18 protein-coding genes are annotated in these 24,905 nt (G+C 66.8%); 3 read left to right on the forward strand and 15 right to left on the reverse strand.

Features of this window, described 5'->3' with window-relative positions; genetic code table 11:
* Window positions 1-42: 42 nt before the first annotated feature.
* The 7 genes from J2S75_RS12590 to J2S75_RS12620 all read right to left on the reverse strand — a co-directional run bounded on the left by J2S75_RS12590 (window position 43) and on the right by J2S75_RS12620 (window position 7,969).
* Window positions 43-921, reverse strand: coding sequence for a substrate-binding domain-containing protein (locus J2S75_RS12590; protein WP_307020201.1), 879 nt, complete (start codon window positions 919-921; stop codon window positions 43-45).
* A gap of 4 nt (window positions 922-925) precedes the next feature.
* Window positions 926-1,516 carry a c-type cytochrome, methanol metabolism-related gene (locus J2S75_RS12595; RefSeq protein WP_307020202.1) on the reverse strand — a complete coding sequence of 197 codons (591 nt, stop codon included), beginning with the start codon at window positions 1,514-1,516 and terminating at the stop codon, window positions 926-928.
* A gap of 209 nt (window positions 1,517-1,725) precedes the next feature.
* Window positions 1,726-3,531, reverse strand: coding sequence for a lanthanide-dependent methanol dehydrogenase XoxF5 (gene xoxF5, locus J2S75_RS12600; protein WP_307020203.1), 1,806 nt, complete (start codon window positions 3,529-3,531; stop codon window positions 1,726-1,728).
* A 373-nt stretch (window positions 3,532-3,904) separates the two neighbouring features.
* Window positions 3,905-4,870, reverse strand: a complete 966-nt coding sequence (locus J2S75_RS12605; protein WP_307020204.1) for a quinoprotein relay system zinc metallohydrolase 2 — start codon at window positions 4,868-4,870, stop codon at window positions 3,905-3,907.
* A gap of 41 nt (window positions 4,871-4,911) precedes the next feature.
* Entirely contained in the window at window positions 4,912-5,340 is a 429-nt protein-coding gene (locus J2S75_RS12610) for a c-type cytochrome (RefSeq protein ID WP_307020205.1), read from the reverse strand.
* Between the two features lie 133 nt (window positions 5,341-5,473).
* Window positions 5,474-7,102 carry a carboxylesterase/lipase family protein gene (locus J2S75_RS12615; RefSeq protein WP_307020206.1) on the reverse strand — a complete coding sequence of 543 codons (1,629 nt, stop codon included), beginning with the start codon at window positions 7,100-7,102 and terminating at the stop codon, window positions 5,474-5,476.
* Between the two features lie 45 nt (window positions 7,103-7,147).
* Window positions 7,148-7,969 carry a hypothetical protein gene (locus J2S75_RS12620; RefSeq protein ID WP_307020207.1) on the reverse strand — a complete coding sequence of 274 codons (822 nt, stop codon included), beginning with the start codon at window positions 7,967-7,969 and terminating at the stop codon, window positions 7,148-7,150.
* Between the two features lie 293 nt (window positions 7,970-8,262).
* Between J2S75_RS12620 and J2S75_RS12625 the strand changes: the two genes are divergently transcribed.
* Complete coding sequence (locus J2S75_RS12625; protein WP_307020208.1) at window positions 8,263-8,982, forward strand: carbonic anhydrase; 720 nt, start codon at window positions 8,263-8,265, stop codon at window positions 8,980-8,982.
* Window positions 8,983-9,048: 66 nt separating this feature from the next.
* On the opposite strand, the gene J2S75_RS12630 is transcribed toward J2S75_RS12625, so the two are convergent.
* From J2S75_RS12630 to J2S75_RS12645, 4 genes are all read right to left on the reverse strand, one after another.
* The gene (locus J2S75_RS12630; protein WP_307020209.1) at window positions 9,049-9,354 is read right to left on the reverse strand and encodes an antibiotic biosynthesis monooxygenase family protein; all 306 of its coding nucleotides are present in this window, start codon (window positions 9,352-9,354) and stop codon (window positions 9,049-9,051) included.
* 111 nt (window positions 9,355-9,465) lie between these two features.
* Window positions 9,466-10,644 (reverse strand): extracellular catalytic domain type 1 short-chain-length polyhydroxyalkanoate depolymerase, encoded by a 1,179-nt coding sequence (locus tag J2S75_RS12635; protein WP_370874126.1) that lies wholly within the window; start codon window positions 10,642-10,644, stop codon window positions 9,466-9,468.
* Window positions 10,645-10,857: 213 nt separating this feature from the next.
* Window positions 10,858-14,523, reverse strand: a complete 3,666-nt coding sequence (locus J2S75_RS12640; protein ID WP_370874127.1) for a PAS domain S-box protein — start codon at window positions 14,521-14,523, stop codon at window positions 10,858-10,860.
* Window positions 14,524-14,666: 143 nt separating this feature from the next.
* Window positions 14,667-15,563 carry a LysR family transcriptional regulator gene (locus tag J2S75_RS12645; protein WP_307020574.1) on the reverse strand — a complete coding sequence of 299 codons (897 nt, stop codon included), beginning with the start codon at window positions 15,561-15,563 and terminating at the stop codon, window positions 14,667-14,669.
* 105 nt (window positions 15,564-15,668) lie between these two features.
* Between J2S75_RS12645 and J2S75_RS12650 the strand changes: the two genes are divergently transcribed.
* Window positions 15,669-17,240 carry a proton-conducting transporter transmembrane domain-containing protein gene (locus J2S75_RS12650; RefSeq protein WP_307020211.1) on the forward strand — a complete coding sequence of 524 codons (1,572 nt, stop codon included), beginning with the start codon at window positions 15,669-15,671 and terminating at the stop codon, window positions 17,238-17,240.
* Between the two features lie 30 nt (window positions 17,241-17,270).
* Entirely contained in the window at window positions 17,271-19,754 is a 2,484-nt protein-coding gene (locus tag J2S75_RS12655) for a YbcC family protein (RefSeq protein ID WP_370874137.1), read from the forward strand.
* Here J2S75_RS12655 and guaA read toward each other — a convergent pair.
* Genes guaA through guaB form a run of 4 tightly spaced genes read right to left on the reverse strand, consistent with a single transcriptional unit; the run spans window position 19,709 to window position 24,661 of the window.
* Window positions 19,709-21,289: a glutamine-hydrolyzing GMP synthase gene (gene guaA, locus J2S75_RS12660; protein ID WP_307020213.1), complete on the reverse strand. Its 1,581-nt coding sequence runs from the start codon at window positions 21,287-21,289 to the stop codon at window positions 19,709-19,711. The genes J2S75_RS12655 and guaA overlap by 46 nt on opposite strands.
* 54 nt (window positions 21,290-21,343) lie before the next feature.
* Window positions 21,344-22,666 carry an RsmB/NOP family class I SAM-dependent RNA methyltransferase gene (locus tag J2S75_RS12665; RefSeq protein WP_307020214.1) on the reverse strand — a complete coding sequence of 441 codons (1,323 nt, stop codon included), beginning with the start codon at window positions 22,664-22,666 and terminating at the stop codon, window positions 21,344-21,346.
* A gap of 25 nt (window positions 22,667-22,691) precedes the next feature.
* Window positions 22,692-23,123 (reverse strand): MAPEG family protein, encoded by a 432-nt coding sequence (locus tag J2S75_RS12670; protein WP_307020215.1) that lies wholly within the window; start codon window positions 23,121-23,123, stop codon window positions 22,692-22,694.
* 47 nt (window positions 23,124-23,170) lie between these two features.
* Window positions 23,171-24,661, reverse strand: coding sequence for an IMP dehydrogenase (guaB, locus tag J2S75_RS12675; protein WP_307020216.1), 1,491 nt, complete (start codon window positions 24,659-24,661; stop codon window positions 23,171-23,173).
* Window positions 24,662-24,905: the final 244 nt, after the last annotated feature.

Below are 24,905 nucleotides of genomic sequence, written 5' to 3' on the forward strand. Positions count from 1 at the left end.
TAGGGTCGGGTCGATAGTGTTTCACCGCCGCCTCCTGCAGGTCTAAGGCGCCGCTTCGATGGGGCGATCCTGATTGTCGAGAAGGGGCACGCCGTAATCGAGCAGGATACGGTTGATCGCACCCTGCTCCTTCTGGATGAAGCCGTTCAGCTGGTGCTTCCAGTTCAGCTCGCCGGGGCGGATGCCGAAGGTGATGCGGTAGATGAGCGAGGGATCGCCCTTCTCCTTCACCAGCGGAATCACGGAGAGGGGGATAGCCGACTTCTTGGCGTAGTAGCCGCCGATCGGGCCCCACAGGATGCCGGCATCGATCTCGCCCTCGTCGAGATCGGCAATCATCGCCTCCGCCGGGCTGTCGAAGCGGCGATCCACCATCAGCGCATAGGGCCTCGCCAGCGGCATCAGGCCATTACGGGTCAGGAGATCGCCCGGCGGCGTGCCCGCGATCACGCCGATCCGCCGGCCCTTCAGACGCGGGTCTTCCAGCGTGTCGACGCCGGCGAGATCCCCGTCCTTCTTGGTGATCAGCACCCAGGCCGAGCGGTAATAGGGATTGGTGTTGAGGATTGGGTCACCGGCGGCGACATAACCCATTACAACATCGCAGCGCTTGGCGCCGAGTGTCATGCGGTAGAAGCCGGTCGCCTGCGGGAACCAGGTGTAGTCAAGGGCGAGGCCGAGCTTCTCGGCCATGAGCTCGGCGATCTTGTTCTCGAAGCCCTGCCCATCCTCATTGGTGAAAGGCATATTCGCGGGATCGGCGCAGACACGCAAAGTCGAGCGATCGACCAGATCGGCCACCTGGGCCGAGGCCGCGTGGGGAAAGGCGGCGAGGGCGAGGAGCGTCACGCAGGCCGCGACACCCCTCCCCTTACGGCGCGCCGAGCGATGGCAAGGTCCCGGCTGCGCCCTGTCCGCCATGGGCTCAGCTCGGCCGTCCGAAGCACTGGTTTTCATTTGCCGTATACGCCTTCGTCTTGTCCTCGCGCTTGCTGGGACGTTCGCGGCCGAGCGCGCCGTCGGCACGGGCCTTGAGATAGACGTAGATGTCGTCGAGGTAGCACATGACGTTCTTGTTCTCGCCGAAGGCGGGCATGACCTGGTCGGCCGTGCCGACACCGACGTTCTGCTTGCCGTTGACGACGATTTCCATGAACTGCGCATAGGTCATGGTCTTCAGCGAGTTGGCGAGCGCCGGCGCGTAGCTGGAGCCCATGCCGTCCGGGCCGTGGCAGACATGGCACTCGGCATGGTAGCGGCGATAGCCGGAATAGGTGTACCAGTCCATCGTGCCGTCGGGCTGGATGTTATAGATCGGATCGCCATCTGGCAGCGTGTACTTGCCGAGCTCGTCCTTCTCCTTCTCGACCGGTGCCGGGGCGGCGGCGGCCGGGGCCTGTTCCTGCGCGAGGACCGGAGCGGGAAGGGACAGGGCGGCCGCCAGGATGAGCGCCGCAGCGCCGGCGGATGCCGGCAGCATGCCGGAAACAAACCATCCGCGAACAGGTTTCGTCATGAAGCAGTCTCCTCAAGGCGCCGCAGGGGCCATTCTGGCGTCCGGGCAGCGTCACGCAGGACGCCGCTCCACGGCTTGGAATTTTTCTAAGAGTCTCATAAACGCCGGGGCTGCGAGACGTGAGGGCCCGGCGCACCGGACAAGCCGGCGGCCAGGCCCCTTTTCGTCTCGAACCGGCGGGCGCCGTAAGACGCCCGCCGTTCCTTGGCTCAGTTCGGCAGAGCGAACACGGTCAGCTGGCCGCCGAGATTGGTGTAGTTGGACAGGGCGGCATAACCACCCACCGCACCGAGGCCGGCATTCGGATCGGTCAGGCCGGCCGCCAGGCCGATGCCCGCCCAGCCACCGACACCCGACAGGATGGCGATGTACTGCTTGCCCTTGTGCTCATAGGTGGTGACGTTGCCGATGATGCCCGACGGGGTCTTGAACTTGTAGAGTTCCTTGCCCGTCTTGGCGTCAACCGCCTTCAGGTAACCTTCGAGCGTGCCGTAGAAGACCACGTCGCCGGCGGTGGCGAGAGCACCCGACCACACCGAGAAGGGCTCCGGCAGCGACCAGACGATCTTACCCTTGGTGTTGTCCCAGGCGATGAAGTTGCCCATGCCGCCATGGCTGTTCGGCGCGGGATACATCGACAGGGTGGCACCGACATAGGGCTGGCCCGCGGTGTAGCTGACGCGGAACGGCTCGTAGTCCATGCAGACGTGGTTGGTGGGCACGTAGAACAGGTTGGTCTTGGGCGAGAACGCCGCCGGCTGCTGGTCCTTGGTGCCGAGGGCGGCCGGGCAGATGCCCTTGGTGTTCACGTCTTCACCCTGCTGGGCGGTCGAATACTTGGCCACGACCAGCGGACGACCATAGGTCGGGCTGTTCTTGTCCATGTCGACCTTGGTGGCCCAGTTCACCACCGGATCGAACTTCTCGGCGACGAGCAGTTCACCGGTGACGCGGTCGAGGGTGTAGCCGAAGCCGTTACGGTCGAAATGGGTGAGCAGCTTGCGCGGCTTGCCGTCGAACTGCTGATCCGTGAGGATCATCTCGTTGACGCCGTCGAAGTCCCATTCGTCATGCGGGGTCATCTGGTAGACCCACTTGGCGACACCCGTGTCCGCGTCGCGAGCCCAGATGGTCATCGACCACTTGTTGTCGCCAGGACGCTGAGCCGGGTTCCAGGTCGAGGGGTTGCCCGAGCCGTAATAGACGAGGTTGGTTTCGGGGTCATAGGAATACCAGCCCCAGGTGCACCCGCCGCCGATCTTCCACTGGTCGCCTTCCCAGCTCTTCAGCGAGGAATCCTTGCCGACCGGCTTGCCGAGCGCCGTGGTCTTCTCCGGGTCAATGAGCATCTCATTGTCCGGGCCCATGGAATAGCCGCGCCACACCTGCTTGCCGGTCTTGGTGTCATAGGCCGTCACGTGGCAACGCACGCCGAACTCGCCACCGGAGATACCGACGATGACCTTGTCCTTCACCGGGAGAACGGTGGCGGTGTTGGTTTCGCCCTTCTTCGGGTCGCCGTTGACGACCGACCACTTCTTGGCACCGGTCTTGGCGTCGAGCGCGACGAGAGTGGTGTCGGCCTGATGCAGGAAGATCGTGCCGTCGGAATAGGCCAGACCGCGGTTGACGGTGTCGCAGCACATCACCGGGATGACGTTCGGGTCCTGCTTCGGCTCGTACTTCCAGATGATACGCCCGTCATCGTTCAGATCGAGCGCGTACACGATGTTCGGGAACGGCGTGTGGACATACATCACATCGCCGATGATGAGCGGGCCGCCCTCATGACCACGGAGGACGCCCGTCGAGAAGGTCCAGGCCACCTGAATCTTGCCGACATTGCTGGCATTGATCTGGTCGAGCTTGGAATAGCGGGTATTGGCGTAGTCGCCGGTCTGGATACCCCATTGCTTGGGGTCCTTGATGATGCTGACCAGCCCGTCATTGGCCGATGCGGGCCAAGCATAGAGCGCCGCAGCACCCAACAGTGCTGTCGCAAGAAACTTGCGCATGCTTATTCTCCTCGTGAACGATCCTCCGGGACCGACCGAATGCACGGACGACCCGCCGCGGCTTGTTTGCCGTCTGACCTTTTTGTCTTCGACAGCGTGTCACGACCGGCTGGAGGGAGAAACAGCCGGATCTCACGGGGGCTCCTGCCCCAAGCTGGCCTACGAACCGGACCCGGGAACTTCTTCCCGATTGCCGTTGAAGCCGAAGACGAGGTTACGCTAATCCGAATCCCTCGGACTGGCAATAAGAACTCTTATGAGAAATCGCTCTTATTATATTTTTGCTGCAAGAGCGAAAAGATATACAAAATACCACAAGCAAGCACTGTTTTCCGGGCAGTTTTACCGCCGCGACCTGCTGCAATGCAGCACACTATTCCCATTCCAGCTCGTGATAGGCCGCGATCGCGTTACGCGCGTTGAACTCGGCGAAAAGCGCCCAGTCGTCGCGCTCGGACACAACCGCGTGTGCGGGCGCCTCGCTCATCGGTCGACCGGCCTCGAGAAGCTGGCGAATGTCGCGACGCAGCGCGGCGAGGTAGCGTCGCTCCGCTTCCGCCCCCTGCGGCCAGGCGACGCTGGCGGGTCCGTGGCCGGGAACGGCGCGGGTGACCGAATCCTGCGCCAGCCGGTCGAGCAGCGTCAGCCAGCCGTTGAGGCTGCCGTCGAGAGTCGGGATGTGACCGACGAACAGCAGATCGCCCATGACCCGGGTGCCGGTCTTCGGATCGACGATGGTGAGGTCGTTGTCGGTATGCGCTGTGGGATGGGCGCGCAGTTCCAGCGGACGGCCGCCGAGATCGAGCGTCAGTCGGTCCTCGACCAGCAGGTCCGGCAGCACGATCCGCGTCCCCGCCCCCGCAGGCCCGAGCAGGCGCTCGACCTGGGCAAGATAGGTTTCGGCTCGAAGTGAAAGAGCCCGCGGCATCTTGTGGTGCGCGACGAAGCGAACGCCGTCCTCCGCAAAGGCGGCATTACCCAGCGTGTGGTCGGGGTGCATATGGGTATTGACGACGTAGCGCAGCGGCTTGTCCGTCACCGCGCGCATGGCTTCGCGCATCAGCGCACCGGCACGGTAACTATTGCCGGTGTCGATCACAGCGGCGGCGTCATCGCCGACGATCAGCGTCATATTGGCGATCGCCCCGTCATTGGACGGAGCGACCAGTTCATAGGGCGCGCGGAACACATGCACACCCGGCGCCACGGCTTCAAGGGCGAGAGCATGGCCGGCACTCGCCGGCTCGGCCTGCCCCCAGGCGGATCGCCCGCTCCCGAGTGCCAGGGCCGCACCGAGGGTGAGCAGGTGACGCCTATGCAGTCGCGGCAGGTCTACCATCGCCGCACCTCACGCACTGCCTCCTTGAGGAGGCACGCCGACTATTTCTTGGTGCCGTCGGCGTTGAACTGGCCGAGATAGGCCTCAAGGTTCAGGCGGTCGCTTTCCTTCGGCAGGCCGGCGAACACCATCTTGACGCCCGGCATGTAGCCCTTCGGGTTTTCCAGATAGGCGCTCAGCACTTCCGCCGTCCACACATCGCCCTTGGCGTTGTGCTCCTTCAGCGTATCGGAATAGGCGAAACCTTCGACCGAACCCATCTTGCGGCCGATGATGCCGTTGAGTTCCGGGCCGACCTTGTTCTTGGCGCCTTCGCCGACGGCGTGGCAAGCCATGCACTTCTTGAAGACGTTGGCGCCCTTTTCGGCATCGCCGGCCGGGCTCTGGGCCAGTGCAGCAGTGGTACCGAGAACGAGCAGGGCGGCAGTGGTGACGAAGCGATTCATGGCGTCCTTCCAGGCGGTGATCATTGAATGGCGCCCTTATGCGAGGCGCTTGCGAGCGGGCGCGGATGATAGCGCCACCTTTAGAATGATCCTAGAGGCCGAAAGGTCCAGCCCGCTATCCGCGAAACGCCCGGCGCATTTCGTCGCGGCAGCCGCTTCAGCGGGTGAGATCGGCGGGATAGAGCGACTTCCAGAAAGCACAGTTATGCGCCGCCGAGGCATTGAAAAGCCCCAGCTTGCCCGGCTCCAGATTCATCACGTCGTCATCGGACCGGAAGGGCTTCCATGCGGGCGCCGCCGGTGCGGAAGGCGTGCCGGTGCGCGCGAAGCTCGACCAATAGGCCGTCATGACAGTCGCAAGCTGCTGCGATGCCGGCGTCAGAGCGGGTCCGGCGCGCTTCATCGTGTTGTCGAAATGGGGAAAGAGGTAAGGCAGCTCGGACGAATGCACCGCCCCCATCTCAAAACCGGGATCGGAAGGCGTCACCGGCGGCGCCTCCGAATCGGCGAAGACGAATTCATAGACCGGCACGAAGGCGCCCATCAGCTTGGCCGCTTCCAGATAGGCGCAGTTGTTGATCCCGACATCCCGACGGAAATCCGACCATACCGAGCCGAGTGTCGCCGGCGGCGAAGACGCGTAGGTCGGCGGGTATTTTTCCAGCACCGCCTCCGCCTTGTCGCCATAGACCTTGCGGATTTCGTCGGGATAGTTCGCCGCTGTGACCACCTCGCCTTCAAGGGCGGCATAGCCGACGTAAAGCCGCTGCTCGTCCCTTGTGCCCCCGTTCATGACGGGCACTTTGACGAATTTGCCGGCCGGAAACGCCTCGGCGCCCGGCAGCGGCACGGTCTTGGCGCCGATCAGCGGCGTGAAGGTGAGGATGTTGGCGCCGGCAATGTCGGCCGCTGCCTTCAGCAGTTCGTCCACCGGCTTCGCCCGCAGGCAGGCCAGCGCGCTCGCGGGATCGCCGCAGCCGACCTTGGCCGCCATCGCCAGGCCGACCTTCTCGCCCTCGGCAACGCTCGGCAGCCAGCTGGCACAACCGGCGCTCACCACGATGGCACGCTCAAACAGGCCCGTGGTCTCATCCGGCGCCAACAGGTGCATGCAGACGGAACCGGCGCCCGCCGATTCACCCGCCACCGTCACATTGCCGGGATCACCGCCGAAGGCCGCGATGTTGCGCTTGACCCAGGCGAGCGCCGCGCGCTGATCCAGCAAACCATAGCCGCCATTGTAATCAGCGGCAAAGGAGGGATGGGCGACAAAGCCGAAGGCGCCCAGCCGGTAATTGAACGAAACGACGACGAGATCGCCGTCCTTCGCCAGTGCGTCCAGCGGGTAGAGGCCGCTGGAGCCGCCGACAAACGCCCCGCCATGGATCCATACCAGCACCGGGCGTGGCGCGGCGGCGGCTTCTCCGGGACGGTAAGGAACGGTGACATTGACGAACAGGCAGTCCTCATCGCGACTCGATTCCGGAATGCCGTAGCGTTCCAGCTGCGGGCAGGCGCTGCCATAGCGGGTCGCGTCGCGCACGCCGCTCCAGGATGCCGCCGGCTCCGGCGGCGCGAAGCGGCGCTCGCCGGTCGGCGGTAGCGCATAGGGAATACCCTTGAACGCCCTCACGCCCTCCGCGACGACGCCGCGCACCGCGCCCTGCTGCGTCATGACCATGGCGGGATCGTCCACCGACGGCGTCTGCGCCCTGGCATGATCCGCAAACCCAAGAGCGGCGAAGAGCAGCAACGCGCCCTGCCATGCCGGGAAGAGAAGCTTCATGACGCCACCTCGTGAATTCGCCGATGCCGAGCTTGCCACGGCAAGCTACAGGATACCATCGAATGATGACGCCATGACACCTCCAGTTGCAGCCCCCTTAGCGGCCTGCGCCTCCCCCAGCCACTCGAAATGTGCCATCTGCCAGACAGACCAACGCTCGAATTCGGCGAGAAAGGCCGCATCGAGAGCGGCGAGACGCCCGCCAGAGCCCACGCGGAACCAGCCTTTCGCCTCTGCATCGGCGAGGAGGCTGCCGATATGGGCCGTCGACACCTGAAGCCGGTCGGCGAGATCGCGCCGCCGCAGCGGTAGATTCAGGGCGGCGCCTTGGACGCTCTGCGCGTAATGGTTGCCGATCACGACAGTCAGCAGCAGATAGCCGCAATCGCGCTGAGCGAAGGACAGCACGCGGGGGAAAGGGTGCAGCAGCGTGCCATGTGCAAGCACATAGGCTGCCGAACGGGCGATGATATCGCCAAGGGCATCGGCATCGCCGAGAAGCGCGGTGCGGAGCGGCCGCGCGCGCTCGGAGGGCGGATCGAGCCGATCGAGGGCCCCGACGAACAGCCGCAGCGAGCGACCGATTTCGGCGATCACCACCGGAGAGGGGCGCAGCAAGGTGACGCGGCGGTCGGCGGGGTCGGATTCGACCGCCACGAGCCGACCGGCCCGCAGCGCCGCAACGAAGCCGGCGGTCTGGCGCGGGCTCACCCCCGCCACCTTCTGCAGGGCGGAGAGCGTCGGCGGCGGCCCGGCCCGGTGGCGCCACTGGTAGTAATTATGGATCAGCATATAGCAGACGAGATAGCGCCCCAGCTGATCGAACATTTTGTAATAGGGCCAGCGCACCGGCGGGCCCGCCGCCATCCCGGCGCAGTACTCAGCCAAGGCAAGCGGAAGGCCGGGATGGCGCAGCAGATCGTCCGCGCGCGCGGAAAGTTCGGCGGGAAGTCCCGCTGGCCGGCCGGTTGGGCCGCGTGTTCCCTGCTCCAGCGTGCGCCGCGCCACAAGTGATACCTGCAAAGTTTGGGCTGGTCGGCCCGATCGACTTAGAAATACTTGGAACCGACCTGAGAGCGGAGGTAGCCTGAGCCGGGCGCCTTCGTCGGCCACTGCACGCCGTCGCCATCACCCACGACACGCCCCCGGGAGAACCGCCCATGTGCAACGATCACACCTTTGTCCCATCGCGCCGCATGACGCTCGCCGCCGGTCTGGGGCTGGCCTCGGCGGCCTTCCTCGGTGGCCTGGCGTTGCCGATGGGCGCCTTCGCGCAGGAAGCGCCGCCGAACGCCATCAGCCCCGACGAGGCGCTGAAGCGACTGATGGACGGCAATGGCCGCTACACCTCGAACGCGCTCAACAACCGCGACTTCTCGGCGGGACGCGCTGCGCGGGCCAAGGCGCAGTACCCCTTCGCCGGGCTGGTGAGCTGCGCCGATTCCCGCGTTGCCCCGGAACTCGCCTTCGACCAGGGACCGGGCGAATTGTTCGTGGTCCGCGTGGCGGGCAACTTCGTCAATGACGACGGTCTCGCCAGCCTGGAATATGGCGTGAAGTTTCTGGGTGTGCCGCTCATCATGGTGCTCGGCCACACCAATTGCGGCGCCGTCGACGCGGCGATCAAGGTGGTGAAGGAAAACATCAGCCTGCCGGGGCATCTCGATGATCTCATCGACAGCATCAAGCCCGCTGTCCAGATCGCGTTGAAATCCAACCCGCAAGACCCGCTCAACGCGGCGATCGTGGAAAATGTGCGCTATAATGTGAAAGAACTGTCCGAGGCGACGCCGATCATCACCGAATACGTCGCGAGCGGGAAGCTGAAGGTTGTCGGAGGTATCTATGATCTTGCCACGGGCAAGGTCAGCCTTCTGTAGTCAGTCTATGGGCAGCCCGGTAGATCGGGCTGCCCTTTCGAACGCGCCCGGTCGCCGGGCAAGATCTCAGATGGCCGGCCCGAGATCGACGATGCGCTCATGCGTCACCACCGGCGGCGCCTCGAAAGTGGGCCCGACGAGGCCCCGCCAGGACTGGAAATCCTCCGAGTTGCGGAAATCCACCATGTGGTTGTCGAGCGTCTCCCAGCGCACGACGAGGCGGTAGACATTCGGCGTCTCGATCACCTGGTGCAAGGCGACGCCGTGACAGCCCTTGGCGCGAAGGAACAGCGGCACGGCCTTGGCGACGCCCGCCTCGAAGGCGGCTTCCTCGCCCGGCTTGATCCGTAGTTCGGCAATCTCGATGATCATGCGTTTCCCCACCCCTTATACGTGGCGCGCGGCGGCGCCCCATCGATCACAAGCACGAACCCGGCGCCGCAACAAGGCGGCACCTCTGGTGAAGCGCCGGGCGCACCTGCCCTATTTCATCAAACCCGCCGCGCGCAACGCCTGCTCGATGACGTCCTTGATGCGGGAAACGGCCGCCGGGCTCGTGGGCGAGGCGGGATCAGCCTTCACGGTGGCGCCGGACGTTCGCGGAGGCGGCGCGGCCAACGGCGTTCTCGCGGCCGGGCCGCTCCTGGGGATGGGCTTCGGCGAAACCGACTTGGGCGGGACATTTTGGGCCGAAACGGCTCGGGAAGCATCGTCGGCGATACCCCAGAAAGCGGCGATTTCCCGCGTCGAGGAAATACCGACATCGAGCATGTAAGGCCCGGGCGCGCCGAGATCGCTGGCCAGCGGCGTGCCGTGGCCCATGGCCGCGACGGTGTTCAGCTCGATCACCGCTTCCCCGGCCCGGTTGCTCCAGATGCGCCGCATCCGGCCGCCGGAGATTTCCTCCCGCGTCGGCGCGTCGTCGAGCCGATGCGCCGTTCGCCATTGCGCGGCGATGTCCTCGGCATTGGAAGGCGCCACGGTATGATCAGCCATACCCTGCCAGATCGCCACCCGCGGCCACGGTCCGGCATGAGGAGAAGCCTGCCGCAGCTGGGCCCACAGCTCCTCGTCCGACGACGGCGCCTGCCCGCGCATGCAGTCGAAGGCTTCCGGCACGCTCGACGCACAACCATAGGCAAGGCCGGCAATGATCGCGCCGCCGGCGAACACTTCCGGATAGGTCGCCAGCATCACATTCGCCATCGCCCCGCCGGCGGAAAGGCCGGTGACGAAAACGCGGTCGCGATCGAGGCCGTGGGCCGCGATCATGGCGTCGATCATCTGGCGGATGGACAGCGCCTCGCCGGAATCGCGCCGCGTATCGCCGGGGCGGAACCAGTTGAAGCACAGGTTGGGATTGTTGCCGGGGCTCTGCTCGGGATAGAGCAGCGCGAAGCCGGCCAGATCGGCGAGCTGCGACCAGCCGGAGCGATGGTCATAATCGCCGGCATTCTGTTTGCAGCCGTGCAGCACGACGACGAGCGGCGCTTTTCTCGCAAGCCCCGCCGGGCAGTAGCCATGCCCCCGCAGCCGGCCGGGATTGGAGCCGAAATCGGCAAGAGATTCGAGCCGGCTGGGCGAGGAGCCCGGCATGTGAAACGAGCCCTGGCGCGCGCCGAAGGCGGCGAACTGGGCCATGGTGTCCGACATTGTCCGCAAGGGAAGTCTCCTGGTTGCGGCGCCCAGTATCTGGGCGGCGAAAGGCTAACGCCCCTCCTCCCAGATCGTTGCTGCACTGCACAAAAACAAGAGATGTCGCGTTGACGTGAGCGGGAAACCGATGGCGAGAGCCTTCGCTGCACCGATGCTGCGCAACATATCGGCCCGTGATGACGACTCGCGGCCGACAGCCCCGCTCGGCTTAAGCTACCACTATTTCTCGATAATCTCGCGAATGCGGGTTGCCAGCACGTCCATCGCGAAAGGCTTGGTGATCATCGCCATGCCCGGTTCGAGGAAGCCAGACGCCAGCGCCGCGTTCTCGGCATAGCCGGTCATGAACAGCACCTTGAGGTGCGGCCGGGAGACTCGCCCGCCATCGGCGACCTGCCGCCCGTTGAGCCCGGGCAGACCGACATCGGTGATGAGGAGGTCGATGCGCTGGCGGGACTGGAGGATTTCCAGCCCCTTGGGCCCGTCCCCCGCCTCGATGGCGCGATAGCCGAGTTCGCCCAGCACTTCGACGATGAGGCCGCGCACAACCGGCTCGTCCTCGACCACCAGCACCACCTCTCCATCCTCCGAACCCGGGGCTTCGCTGAGGCTGCTCCCGGCTTCCTCAATCTCCTCCTCGCCGCGATAGCGCGGCAGATAGAGTTTGATCGTCGTGCCCTGCCCCAGTTCGGAGTAGATGCGGGCATAGCCTTCGGACTGGCGGGTGAAACCGTAGACCATGGAGAGGCCGAGCCCGGTCCCCTGCCCGATAGGCTTGGTGGTGAAGAAGGGCTCGAAGGCACGGGCAATGGTCTCCCGGCTCATGCCGGTGCCGGTATCGGTGACACAGATGCAGACATACTGGCCGGGCTTGACCTCGCGCTGGCGGGCGGCGAAGTGGCTGTCGAGATGGGCGTTGCAGGTCTCGATGGTCAGCTTGCCGCCTTCCGGCATTGCATCGCGCGCATTGATGGCGAGGTTGAGAATGGCGCTTTCCAGCTGATTGGGGTCGCAGCGCGTCAGCCACAGACCGCCGCCGAGCACCAGCTCCAGTTCGATACGCTCGCCCAATGTGCGCCGCAGCATGTCCTCCAGCGAAGCGATCAGCGGGTTGGCCCGCACCGGGCGCGGGTCGAGCGGCTGGCGGCGCGAGAAAGCGAGGAGCCGGTGGGTGAGCGAGGCCGCGCGGTCGGCGCAGGTCTTCGCCCCACCCACCCAGCGCGCGAGATCATCCGTGCGGCCCTGCGCGATGCGGTTGCCGAGAATGTCGAGGCTGCCGGTGATACCTTGCAGCAGATTGTTGAAATCATGGGCGATGCCGCCGGTGAGCTGGCCGACCGCCTCCATCTTCTGGCTCTGGCGGAGCGCTTCCTCCACCGAACGCTGTTCGGTGATATCGCGCCCCACGGCGTGGATGCGGCCATTGCCGGGGACCGCGCTCCAGGCAAGGAGGCGGTACTCATCCGCCTTGGTGCGATAGCGGTTCTCGAAGCCGATGGTGGTCCGGCCGTCCGAGCACTTCTGCAGTTCGCGCGTGTTTGCCTCCAGGTCCTCGGGATGCAGGAACTCGGCAATCCTACGGCCCACCATCTCCGCCTCGTCCCACCCCAGAAGCCGCTCGGCCGACGGGTTGACGGCCGTGATGACGCCCTCGAAATCGCAGACGAGCATCAGGTCCTGGCTGATCCGCCAGAGCCGGTCGCGATCCTGGGCAAAGGCTTCCTCCGCCCGCTTCTGCGCCTCGATGTCGGTATTGGTGCCCACCCAGGCGGTGATGCTGCCGCGCGCATCGATGAGTGGCACAGCGCGGGCCAGATGCCAGCGATAGCCGCCATCGGCGGCGCGCAGGCGGAACTCGGCCTCATAGGTGTCGCCCGAGGCAAGCGCCTGGGCCCAGCGCTCGCGAGCGCCCGGCAGGTCGTCCGCATGCACCAATCGCGTCCAGCCATCGCCGTCGAGACTGCCGCGCTCCGTCCCTGAATAGGCGTAGATCTGGTCGTTGAACCAGTCGAGCCCGCCATCGGCCCGCGCCGTCCACACCTGGTTGGGCATGTTCTGCGCCAGCGCGCTGAACTGCGCCTCGCTCTTTTCCAGCGCCATCTGGGTGCGGCGCCGCTCGGTGACATCGAGCACGGCGCCGACCAGCCGCAGCGGCGCGCCCGTCTCGTCGCGGTCATAGGCAGCCTTGCGCGCCATGATCCGCTCCTCGCCGGTGTCGTGGCGGCGGATGCGGTACTCGACATCGAGAAGCGCGACCCCGGCGGCCCGGCTCGCGGCGTTGGAGACGATGCCGGCGTGCTCCGGAACCACCAGCGCCTCGACCTGCTCGGCGGGTATGTCCTGGACAGGCTCGAAGCCGAACAGGCGACAGAATTCAGGGGTTGCGCTGATGAGATTGGTGCGCAGGTCGATCGAGAACAGCCCGACCCCGCCCGCCGCCTGGGCGCGGCGCAGCCGCTCCTCACTTTGGCGCAGCGCCTCCTGCGCCTCATACTCGGCGGTCCGGTCGCGGATGAGCTTGACGAAGCCGATCGGACGGCCGCACTCGTCGCGCAGCGGCATCATCTCGCTGAGGCCCCAGAAGAGTTCGCCGCTCTTGCGCAGGTGCCAGCGCGCGTCATGCGCTCGACCGGTCTCCAGTGCCTCCCGCCGCTTCGCCGCCGGACGGCCCGCCGCCCGATCCTCGGCGGTGAAGAAGGTGTCCATGGGCTGGCCAAGCAACTCCGCCTCGCTCCAGCCGAGCATCTCGGCGGCGCCCCGGTTCCAGAGCGTGCACAGCCCTTCGAGATCGGTGGAGACGATGCCGTAATCGATGGCACTATCGAGGATCTGCCGGTGATGGGCCTCGCGTTCGCGCAGCACGCCTTCGGCGCTGGCGCGCTGGATGTGCGCCCATGATCGCTCCGTGACCTCGCGGATGACGGCGAGTTCATATTCCGACCAGCGACGCGGCACGCTGTCATGCATCGCCATCAGCGCGGTCAGCCGGCCTTCGCGGATCAGTGGCATGCAGACCGCCGCGGCAATGCCGACCTCGTGGTACGCCGCCGCCACGCTGGCGGGGAGTTCCGTGGCATAGTCGTTGACGATGAAGGGAGCGCCGCCACGCAGATCGGCCACCGCACGCTTGCCGAAATCGGCAAGGCGGTAACGCCCGACAAGCGACTTCGTGCCGGGCGCGTGCCAGTCGCCGAGCACGGTAAGCCCGTCCTCATCCGCGTCCATGTCGGCATAGGAACAGCTGGAGAGCCGCAAATGCTGCGCGGCCATGCGCGTGATGGTGCCGAGGATGTCGGCGGCATCCCGGCTGTCGGCCACGGCGCGGCCGAGCGCGTCGAGAAAGCGCAGCCGCGTCTCGCTCTCTTCCAGCGCCACCCGCGTATGATGGGCGTCGGTGACTTCCACCACGATGGCGATGACCCCGGCGGGCGCCCCGTCGTCACCGGCCACGGGCGAATAATCGAGGTTGAGCCAAACCTGTTCGGGATGGCCGTCGCGGTGCAGGGTCAGCGGCAGGTCGCGATAGGACAGCGTGCCACCCGCCAAGCCGACCCGCATGACATTGTCGTTGAAGTCGGCGACTTCCGGCCAGCCTTCCCGGACATTGGAGCCCAGCAGGCGACTGTCACGCCCGCCGGCGAAGACCGAATAGGCATCGTTGTAGATCATCACCCCGTGCTCGCCCCACAGCAGGACGAGCGGCACCGGGCTTGCGAGCATCAGTCCGACGGTGTGGCGAAGGCTGGCCGGCCAGCCGTCCAACGGACCAATCGGCGTTGCGGACCAGTCGAACGCCGCGATGCGTCGCGCAAGGGGGCCACCGCCGGCAATGAATGCGCGATCGGTGTTCACGACGCTCTCGTCCAGCCGCACTTCACACCCCATGACCCAAGAGTGGGCCCTGCCTCCCGCCGGAAGGGACCTCGACGTGCCTAAACGCGCCTGATGCAGGCGAGTTCCGCCCGCGGGGGAATTTCGTTCCGCTCGCACACCGGCGCCCGTATCGGCCTCAGCTTTCGGGCGGTCGCCTAGATCCCGGAGGGTGCTGGCATGTGCGCCGGCTGGAGGAGAAGCCGGACCAGGGGATTTGGGAAACGTCGCGCCATGGTGACCGCGTGGAACGTCTCCACGATGCCCGGCAACTGATCACCTTCCACGAGCATGCCCGCCGCAATCTCGTCCTTGACGACGATGGGCGGAAGAACGGCCAGCCCGATATCCTCGCGGGCGAGAAGGCGCATCATCGCCATGTCCTCGACTTCCGCCACGATTTGCGGCCGGACGCCGAGGCGATCGGCAAAGGCGTCGAAGCCGATGCGTACGGGGCTGTCCACGGTCGGCAGGATGATGGGGTGGCGCCGAAGCCGCTCCGCGAAGCTCGCGGCATGGCCCAGCCGGTCGGGTGTTCCGACCAGACTGACCGGACGCTCCGCCAAACGATGGGTGACGAAAGGGGTCAGGGCATCACCGGCCGGGGCCTGATTCAGCAAAACGACATCGAGATTGAGCGCCTCCAGCGCCCGCAGCAATTCGCCCGCGCTGCCCGAGCGCAAAACGAGATCGATATCCGTGCGCCCGAGCACCGGGCGCAGGAACTCCATCTGGAAATTCCGCGACAGCGTGGCAAGCGAACCGACCCTCAGGGCCTGCCGGGCCGCTCCTGTTTGCCGCAGCGTCCCCAGCAATTCGTCGCCCGTCGCGAAAATGGCGTCGGCATGGTCGAGGACGATCTTGCCGGCCTCTGTCAGATGCAGCTGCCGCCCGCGACGCTCGAACAGCGCGTGACCCAGCCGTTCCTCAAGTTTGCGGATCTGCACCGAGAGCGCCGACTGGGTGAGATTCAGCCGCTCCGCGGTGCGGGTCAGGTGGCCGTCATGCGCGACCGCCCAGAAATAGCGCAGATGGTTGTAATTCAGCGAGGACATAACGTTCGATACTAGCGAACGATTCAATGCCGACAATGAATTTTCATTCCATTCCGCCCGTCGATAACCAAGGCCGCCAACCGCCATCCGTGCAGGGGACCCGCCTTGTCGCTCTATCTGCTCCCACTCATCGCTCCGCTTCTGCTGCTGTTCGCCGCCCTCGCCGGGTTCGCGCGGCAATGCCGTCGCCCGCCCTTTGTGCCCGTTGCCGCAGAGGGCGCCGCGCTCGGCGCACTGCTGATCGCGCTCGCGTCGCTCGCGGCTCTGATCCTTCGCGGCCCCGGCGACAGCGGGCTGATCGGATGGGCGGGCATCGGCCTGTCGATCCGGCTCGACGCGGTCAGCGCGACCATGCTCCTGCTTGTCACCTTCATCGGCTGGATCGTGGTGAGATACGCGCGCACCTATCTCGATGGCGAGGAGCGGCAGGGCCTTTCTCTCGGCTGGCTCTGCGCGACGCTCGCGGCGGTCCTGGCTCTCGTCCTCGCGGGCAATGTCGTCCAGCTGGTTCTGGCATGGCTCGCCACCAGCGCCGCGCTGCATCGCCTGCTTCTGTTCTACCCCGAGCGCCCGGCGGCGCAGCGCGCCGCCCGCAAGAAGCGCCTTTTCTCCGCGATCGGCGCCACCGCCCTGGTGACCGCCGCCGGTCTCGTGTGGATGAATTCCGGCACGAGCGATATCGCCACGATCAACGCGCTGGCGCACAACGGCGACGGCTCCTGGCTCGGCGTCACGGCAGCCGCCCTGCTCGCGCTCGCCGCCCTGCTGAAATCGGCGCAGTTCCCGACCCATGGCTGGCTCACCGAGGTGATGGAGGCGCCGACACCGGTCTCGGCCCTCCTCCATGCCGGGGTGATCAATGCGGGTGGCTTCCTGCTGATCCGTTTCGCCGATGTGATGCTCGCCGCGCCCGGCGTGCTTGCCGTGCTGGCGATGATCGGCGGGCTCACCGCGCTGTTCGGCGCGCTCGTGATGCTGACGCAGCCGGCGGTGAAGACCTCGCTCGCCTGGTCCACGGTGGCGCAAATGGGCTTCATGATGCTGCAGTGCGGCTTGGCGCTGTTTCCGCTCGCCCTGCTCCATATTGTCGCCCACTCGCTCTACAAGGCGCATGCGTTCCTGGCCTCCGGCGGAGCGGTGGAGCAGGTGACCGCCCTTCGACGCCCGGGTCCGGTCGCAGTCCCCGACGGGCTTGCGGTCGGCCGCGCCTTCCTGATCGCGCTCGGCATCTATGCCGCAATCGGCGCGGCGTTCGGCACCGCCTTCGGTTTCGAGCATAAGTCGCCCCAGGCACTCGCGCTCGGCGCCATCCTGATCTTCGGTGTCGCCTATTTGCTGGCGCAGGGTCTGGCGGACGCCGCGCCGCGACCGCTGACACGCAAGACCGCGCTCTTCGCCGGTGCCGCTGCCATCGGGTACTTCGCGCTCCAGACTGCGGCCGAATGGCTGACGCGCGGGCTTCTCCCGCCGACGCCGGCGCCGGGACGGCTGGAATGGACGCTGATGGCGCTTGCCGTGCTGAGCTTTGGGCTGGTGGCCGTGGCACAGGCGCTGTTCCCGCTCTGGGCCTCGCATCCCGCCGCCGCCGGCCTGCGCGTCCATCTCGCGAACGGGCTTTATGTCAACGCCATCCTCGATCGCATCCTCGGCGGCTGGTCCGTCTCCAGAGCGTCGTGACCGAAGAACTCCCAGGACAAGCCCATGCTGATGACCCCGATCACTCCGTCGCTGCCGTCACCCGATGCCGTGCTTGAGGCGGCCAACCGGGCGGTGCGCGCCATTCCCCCGCTCTGGCCCCTCGCCTCCAGCGTTGCGGTCAATCCCTTTCTCGGCCAGACCGGCGAGCCCCTGGCGACGGCCGCCGCCCGCCTGCGCCGCGTGGCCGGCATTGCCCTGACCATGCCACGGAGCTGGTACGCGGAGCGGCTGCGTTCCGGCGAGATGACCGAGGACGATCTGCACGCGGCCTTCCACAGCGCGCCCGCCGCCCGCCGGCCGGCGACCTTCGGCGCGTTCAAGGAGGCCATCCAGACGGAACGCCCCGCCCCTGTTGCACTCCCGACCGTCGCCGATCTGGCGCGCGATGCGGCGGCGATCGACTGGCCGGGCGTGGTCGGCGAGCGCATCAGCCACTGGGCCGCCGGACATTTCGATCAGGGCCAGGCCCTCTGGGCCAGCGGGCGGACAGACGGCACCTACGCCGCCTGGCGGGTCGTCGCCACCCGCGATCTGACCCCCGAAATCGCCGGCCTCACCGGCTTCGCACGGCATGTGGCGGAGGCGCCACCCAAGGCCGAAGACGCGATCATCGACTGTGTCGCCCAGCTTGGCCTCCCGAGGGCCGCGCTGGACAGCTATTTCCACCGCCTGCTGGCGTCGCTCGGCGGCTGGAGTCAGCTCGCCCGCCATCGGCTCTGGCAGGCGGAACTGGGCGGCGGCAGCGACGCGTCGGTCACCGACCTCCTCGCCATCCGCCTGATCTGGGAGGTGGCTCTTTTGCGCCATTTCGGCGCTGCGCTCGCGCCGCAGTGGCAGGCCACGCGCGCGGCCTATGCCGAGCCGGTTTGCGCCTGCCCGGAGGACATTATCGACGCCCTGTTGCAGGAAGCTGTCGAGCGCGCGGCGCAGAGGCGGCTCGACGCGCTGTTGACAAGACGCGCACCGCTTCCCGCAACGCCTGGGCGTCCGACGCTGCAAATGGCTTTCTGCATCGACGTGCGCTCGGAAGTGTTCCGCCGCGCGTTGGAGAGCCTCGATACCGGCATCCGCACGCTGGGTTTCGCCGGGTTCTTCGGGCTGGGCATCGGCCATCGCCGCTTCGCTTCGGACATTGTCGAGGCGCGTCTGCCGGTGCTGCTGTCTCCGGGCGTTTTCACCTGCGCGGGCGAGGCGACGCCAGCCGTCGCGAAAGCGGAACTGGCCGCCCGAATCACCGCCCGCGCCCATCGCGCCTGGGGACGCTTCAAGCTCGCCGCCATTTCCTCCTTTGCTTTCGTCGAGGCCACCGGCCCGCTCTATGTCGCCAAGCTCCTGCGGGATGGGCTCGGACTGACGCGCAACAGCGCGCCCGAATATCTCGCGCCGCGCCCGATGCAGGGTCTCGACCTTCCTACAAAGATGACGATGGCCATGCGCGTGCTCAAGGCGATGTCGCTCACCGCAGGCTTTGCACGGCTCGTTCTCCTTGCCGGCCACGGCGCCAGCGCGGTCAACAATCCCCATGCCAGTGCGCTGAACTGCGGCGCATGCGGGGGCTATTCGGGCGAAGTGAATGCGCGGCTGCTGGCCTCGCTGCTCAATGACCCGGAGGTAAGGGCCGGTCTTGTGGAGCGCGGCGTCATCATTCCCGACGACACGCTATTCCTGGCCGCCCTGCACGACACGACGACCGACGATGTCACGATCTATGCCGGCGATCATCCTTCCCCGACCCATGCCGAGGATATCGTTCGGGCGGAGCGCTGGCTGACATCCGCCGGCGTGCTCGCCCGGGGAGAACGGGCCTTGCGCCTGCCTCGCGCACAGCGCGCTCGGGACATCCTGCATCGGGCCCGCAATTGGGCCGAGCTGCGCCCCGAATGGGCGCTGGCCGGTTGCCAGGCCTTCATCGCCGCGCCACGGTCGCGCACGGCCGGGCTGGATCTCGCCGGAAGGGCCTTTCTCCACGACTATGACTGGCGGCGCGACGAGGGCTTTGGCGTGCTGGAGTTGATCCTGACCGCACCTGTCGTCGTCGCCAGCTGGATCAGCCTGCAATATTACGGATCAACCGTCGCGCCCGACGTCTTCGGAGCGGGCAACAAGCTTCTGCACAACGTGACGGGCGGCATTGGCGTCGTGGAAGGCAATGGTGGCCCGCTGCGGGCGGGGTTGCCGTGGCAGTCTGTGCATGATGGCGAACGGCTGACGCATGAACCCCTGCGCCTTTCCGTGCTGATCGAGGCCCCGCGTGAAGCGGCGGCCGGCCTATTGGAACGACACCCGGAGGTCCGCGCGCTATTCGACAATCGCTGGCTGCACCTGCTCACCCTGAACGAGGAAGGCCGCGTGGCGTGGCGCTACACGGGCGATCTGGGCTGGGAGAACAGCCTCCGCGGGACGGACGGCAAGACCGAACCTCAGCCCCACGCCGATGCCGGCCCGGGTCACTCCCACTCGATGGTCCCGGGCGGCTTGGAGGTCACGTCGTAGACCACGCGGTTGACGCCCTTGACCTCGTTGACGATGCGGGTGGCGACGCGGCCGAGGAAGGCCATATCGAACGGGTAGAAATCCGCCGTCATGCCGTCCACCGAGGTCACGGCGCGCAGGCCGACCACATAGTCATAGGTGCGGAAATCGCCCATCACCCCCACGGTCTTCACCGGCAGGATGACGGCGAAGGCCTGCCAGATTTCCTCGTAAAGCCCGTGGCGGCGGATTTCTTCAAGATAGATCTCGTCGGCGAGGCGCAGGATGTCCAGCTTCTCGCGGGTGATCTCGCCGGGGCAGCGAATGGCGAGACCCGGCCCGGGGAAGGGGTGGCGGCCGACGAACACGTCCGGCAGGCCGAGTTCGCGGCCAAGCGCCCGCACCTCGTCCTTGAACAGTTCACGCAGCGGCTCCACCAGCTTCATGTTCATGCGCGCGGGCAGGCCACCGACATTGTGGTGGCTCTTGATCGTCACCGAGGGGCCGCCGGTGAAGGACACACTCTCGATCACATCGGGATAGAGCGTGCCCTGGGCGAGGAAGGCAGCGCCGCCGACCTTCTTCGCTTCCGCCTCGAACACGTCGATGAACAGCTTGCCGATGGTCTTGCGCTTCACCTCGGGGTCGGTGACCCCTTCCAGCGCGCCGAGGAACATCTCGGAGGCATCCACATGCACCAGCGGAATGTTGTAGGCGTCGCGGAACAGGGTGACCACCTTCTGCGCCTCGCCGAGGCGCAGAAGCCCGTGATCGACGAAGACGCAGGTGAGCTGGTCGCCGATCGCCTCATGGATCAGCACCGCCGCGACCGAGGAATCGACGCCGCCGGAGAGGCCGCAGATCACCTTTTCCGACCCCACCTGCTCGCGGATGCGGCGGATGGCTTCTTCGCGATAGGCCCGCATGCCCCAGTCGCCGCGGGCGCCGGCGATCTTGCGGACGAAATTGCGGATCAGCGCCGCGCCATGCGGCGTGTGCACCACCTCGGGGTGGAACATGGTGGTGTAGATGCGCCGCTGTTCATTCACCGCCACGGCGAAGGGCGCGTTCTCGGAGGTGGCGACCACCTCGAAGCCTTCCGGAAGGCGGGTCACGCGGTCGCCATGGCTCATCCACACGGGATAGCGCTCGCCCACTTCCCACACGCCGTCATAGAGCGCGCTCGGCTTGTGCACCGTCACCTCGGCCCGGCCGAACTCGGCGGCGTGGCCGCCCTCCACCTCGCCGCCGAGCTGCAGCGCGCAGGTCTGCTGGCCGTAGCAGATGGCGAAGATCGGAACGCCGAGGTCGAACGCCTCCTGCGGCGCGCGCGGGCTGCCTTCGTCCATCACCGAGGCCGGGCCGCCGGAGAAGATGATGCCGACCGGATTGAGCCGCCGCACCGCTTCCGCCGCGCTCTGGAACGGCACGATCTCGGAATAGACCCCCTCCTCGCGCACGCGGCGGGCGATGAGCTGCGTGACCTGCGAGCCGAAGTCGATGATGAGAATCGTGTCGTGCTCGGCGGTGGCGGCGGTCGGTTCAAAATGGGTCATGGCGGGCTCTATCTGGTGGCTGTCGGCGGCGCGGGCGGTCTCGGTGGCGTTCATTTATCCGGCTTGGTCGGCCCGCACCATCAGGCTGATGAAGAAGCCGTCCGTGCCGGTGCGGCGCGGGGTCAGCAGCAGGCCCTCGGGCCGCTCCAGCGCGGCAGCGCGCAGCGTGATGCCGCGCTCGCCAAGCGCCAGCGCGGCTTCCGCCGGCGGCACGAGGTGGAAGCCGGGATGGCGGGCGAGGAAACCCCGCACCTGGTCGACATTCTCTTCGTCCAGCAGCGAACAGGTGACATAGGCCAGCCGCCCCCCAAGCTTCACATAGTGGGCAGCGGCATCGAGGATGGAGGCCTGCTCCTTCACCCGCTCGGCGAGCGCGCCGGGGCGCATGCGCCATTTCGCATCCGGGTTGCGGCGCCAGGTGCCGGTGCCGGTGCAGGGCGCATCGACCAGAACGAGGTCCATGCGGCCGGCGAGGTCTTCCAGCACATCCGCCTTGCCGCGCGGCGAGCGGACCTGGACATTGTGGGCGCCGGCGCGCTGCACCCGCTCATGGATAGGGGCGAGGCGGCGCAGATCGTCGTCATAGGCGTAGAGCTGGCCGGCACCATCCATCAGCGCGGCGAGTTCCAGCGTCTTGCCGCCACCGCCGGCGCACAGGTCCAGCACCTGCCCGCCGCGCGGCGGGGCGGCGAGAATGGCGGCGATCTGCGAGCCTTCGTCCTGGATCTCCACCAGCCCCTTGAGATAGGCCGGCTCGGAAGTGAGCGGCGGCGCCTTGCCGTCGGCCTCCAGCGCGATGCGCAGGGCGAGCGGCGACCAGGCGCCGGGAGCCGGCGCGAGATGGGCGATGAGTTCGCCGGCCTTCTCCACATCGCCTTTCAGCGAATTGACCCGGAGGTCGAGCGGCGCGCGCTCGGCCAGCGCCGCGCCCTCCTCGGCACGCGCCTCGCCGAACACGGCAGCGAGCGGGGCGTCGAGCCATTCCGGGTAATCGCCGCGCACCGGCGCGGGCGCGCTGTCGAGGCTCGCCTGAGAAAGATGCTGACGCTCTTTGTCGCTCAGCGGCGCGGGGGCGAAGCGCCCGCCGTCGCACAAGGCGGCGATGGCGTCGACATCAAGGCCGCGCGCCACTTTCAGCATGCCGAGAACCAGCCCGCGCGGTGTCTCCTCGCCGACCCGCTCGCCCATGATCCAGGCTGATGAGGCGCGGCGGCGTAACGTGTCATAAGCTATCGAGGCCAGCGCCGCGCGGTCGCCGGAGCCGGCGAAGCGGTGGCTGCGGCCCCAATCCTTCAGCACGTCGGCAGCCGGACGGCGTTCGGCGAGGATCGTGCCGATCACCTCGATGGCGGCGGAAAGCCTGGCAGCCGGCGTCATGTCAACTCCACAATAAACAAAGGCGTCACGGCAGCGCCGGCGCCAGCAGGATCGCGAGTGCGAACAGCACCCACATCGCCAGCAGCATCACCGCACCGAAGGCAAAGGCGCCGAAGCGCCAGCCAATGTGATTGCTGGTCACATAGACATAGGCGTGGACGATGCGGCTCAGGACGAACAGCCACGCCAGCACGAGAAACAGGTCGCTCGCGTGGCGCGTCACCAGCGCCAGAACCGCCAGCACATAGAACAGCACCGGCAGTTCGAACTGGTTGCGGAAGCAATTGCTGGCCTGCCGCACAATCGGCGGCCAGCCCGTGTCGCCCAGCACCACCTCCTCGCGCACCAGCCCGCCGGCGCGGATGGCTTTGAGACGCACCGCCCCCAGCCGGAACAGCACGGCGAAGGTAAGGGCGACCTGCACGAACACGGGCAACAGCGTGGCAGTGACGTACATGGATCCGCCCTCCTTCATCGGTGCGGCGCCGGCGGAAGGCCGGGCGCTCAGACGGCTCCCGGATAGTTCGGGCTCTCGCGGGTAATGGTCACGTCATGCACATGGCTCTCGCGCAGCGAGGCGCCGGAGATGCGCACGAACTGCGCCTTCTCGCGGAAATCCTGCAGCGTGGCGCCGCCGACATAGCCCATGGCGGCGCGCAGCCCGCCGGCCAGCTGGTGCAGCACGCCGCCGACAGGCCCCTTATAGGCCACCTGCCCTTCAATGCCTTCCGGCACCAGCTTCAGCGTGTCCTTCACCTCGGCCTGGAAATAGCGGTCGGCCGAGCCGCGGGCCATGGCACCAACCGAGCCCATGCCGCGATACGACTTATAGGAGCGGCCCTGGTAGAGATAGACCTCGCCTGGGCTCTCATCCGTGCCGGCCAGCAGCGAGCCGATCATCGCGCAGTCCGCGCCGGCGGCCAGCGCCTTGGCGAGATCGCCGGAGAACTTGATGCCGCCATCGGCGATTACGGGCACGTCGCTCTTCTTCGCGGCCTCCACCGCGTCGAGAATGGCGGTGAGCTGCGGCACGCCGACACCGGCGACGATGCGGGTGGTGCAGATCGACCCCGGACCGATGCCAACCTTGATCGCGTCGGCGCCCGCGTCGATCAGCGCCTGCGTCGCCTCGGCGGTGGCGACATTGCCGGCGAGAATCTGCACGCTGTTGGACAGCGTCTTGATGCGGCTCACCTGATCGAGCACCTTGCGGGAATGGCCGTGCGCGGTGTCGACCACCACGAGATCGACACCGGCCTCGATCAGCAATTCGGCCCGGCGATAGCCGTCCTCGCCCACCGTGGTGGCGGCGCCGACGCGCAGGCGGCCCTGCTCGTCCTTGGCGGCGTTGGGGTTGGTGACGGCCTTTTCCATGTCCTTGACGGTGATAAGGCCGACGCAGCGGCCTTCATCGTCCACCACCAGCAGCTTTTCGATGCGGTAGCTGTGCAGCAGGCGCTTGGCCTCGGCCTGATCGACGCCTTCGCGCACGGTGATCAGCCGTTCCTTGGTCATCAGCTCGGAAATCGGCTGCGCGGGGTTGGTGGCGAAACGCACGTCGCGGTTGGTGAGAATGCCCACCAGCTTGCCGCCGCGCCCATTCGGGCCGCGCTCGACCACCGGGATGCCGGAAATGCCGTGGTTCTTCATCAGCGCCAGCGCATCGGCCAGAGGCTGGTCGGGATGGATGGTGACGGGGTTCACCACCATGCCGCTTTCGAACTTCTTGACAAGGCGCACATGCTCGGCCTGCACCTCGGGATCGAGGTTGCGGTGAATGACGCCGAGGCCACCGGCCTGGGCCATGGCGATGGCGAGCCGCCATTCGGTGACGGTATCCATGGCCGAAGACAGGATCGGGATGTTGAGCGAGATGTTCCGCGTCACCCGCGAGCGAATATCGACTTCGCCCGGCATGACATCGGACAGGCCGGGCTTCAGCAGCACGTCGTCGAAGGTGAGCGCTTCCCGCGCGAGGCCGTCATAGACCGACATCGCCAACTCCCGATTAGGGGCAAGGGGAACACGGCTCCCGACCCGCCCGATGGATGGATGAAACGAAGCGAACCGGGCCTTTGAGACAGCGCCCGCGCGCTTCGAGTTGGCGAGGGCTCATACCATGGCCTTGTACGCTTTCCTAGGCGTCTATCTCTGTGCAGAACGCAATGCCGATACGCGCCAGGAAGCCCCTGCGTAACCGGCGTGGATGACAGATTTGTGCGTGCGTTTGCGGTCGCGG

It is taken from the genome of Ancylobacter polymorphus, assembly GCF_030813495.1.
GTDB classification, from domain to species: domain Bacteria; phylum Pseudomonadota; class Alphaproteobacteria; order Rhizobiales; family Xanthobacteraceae; genus Ancylobacter; species Ancylobacter polymorphus.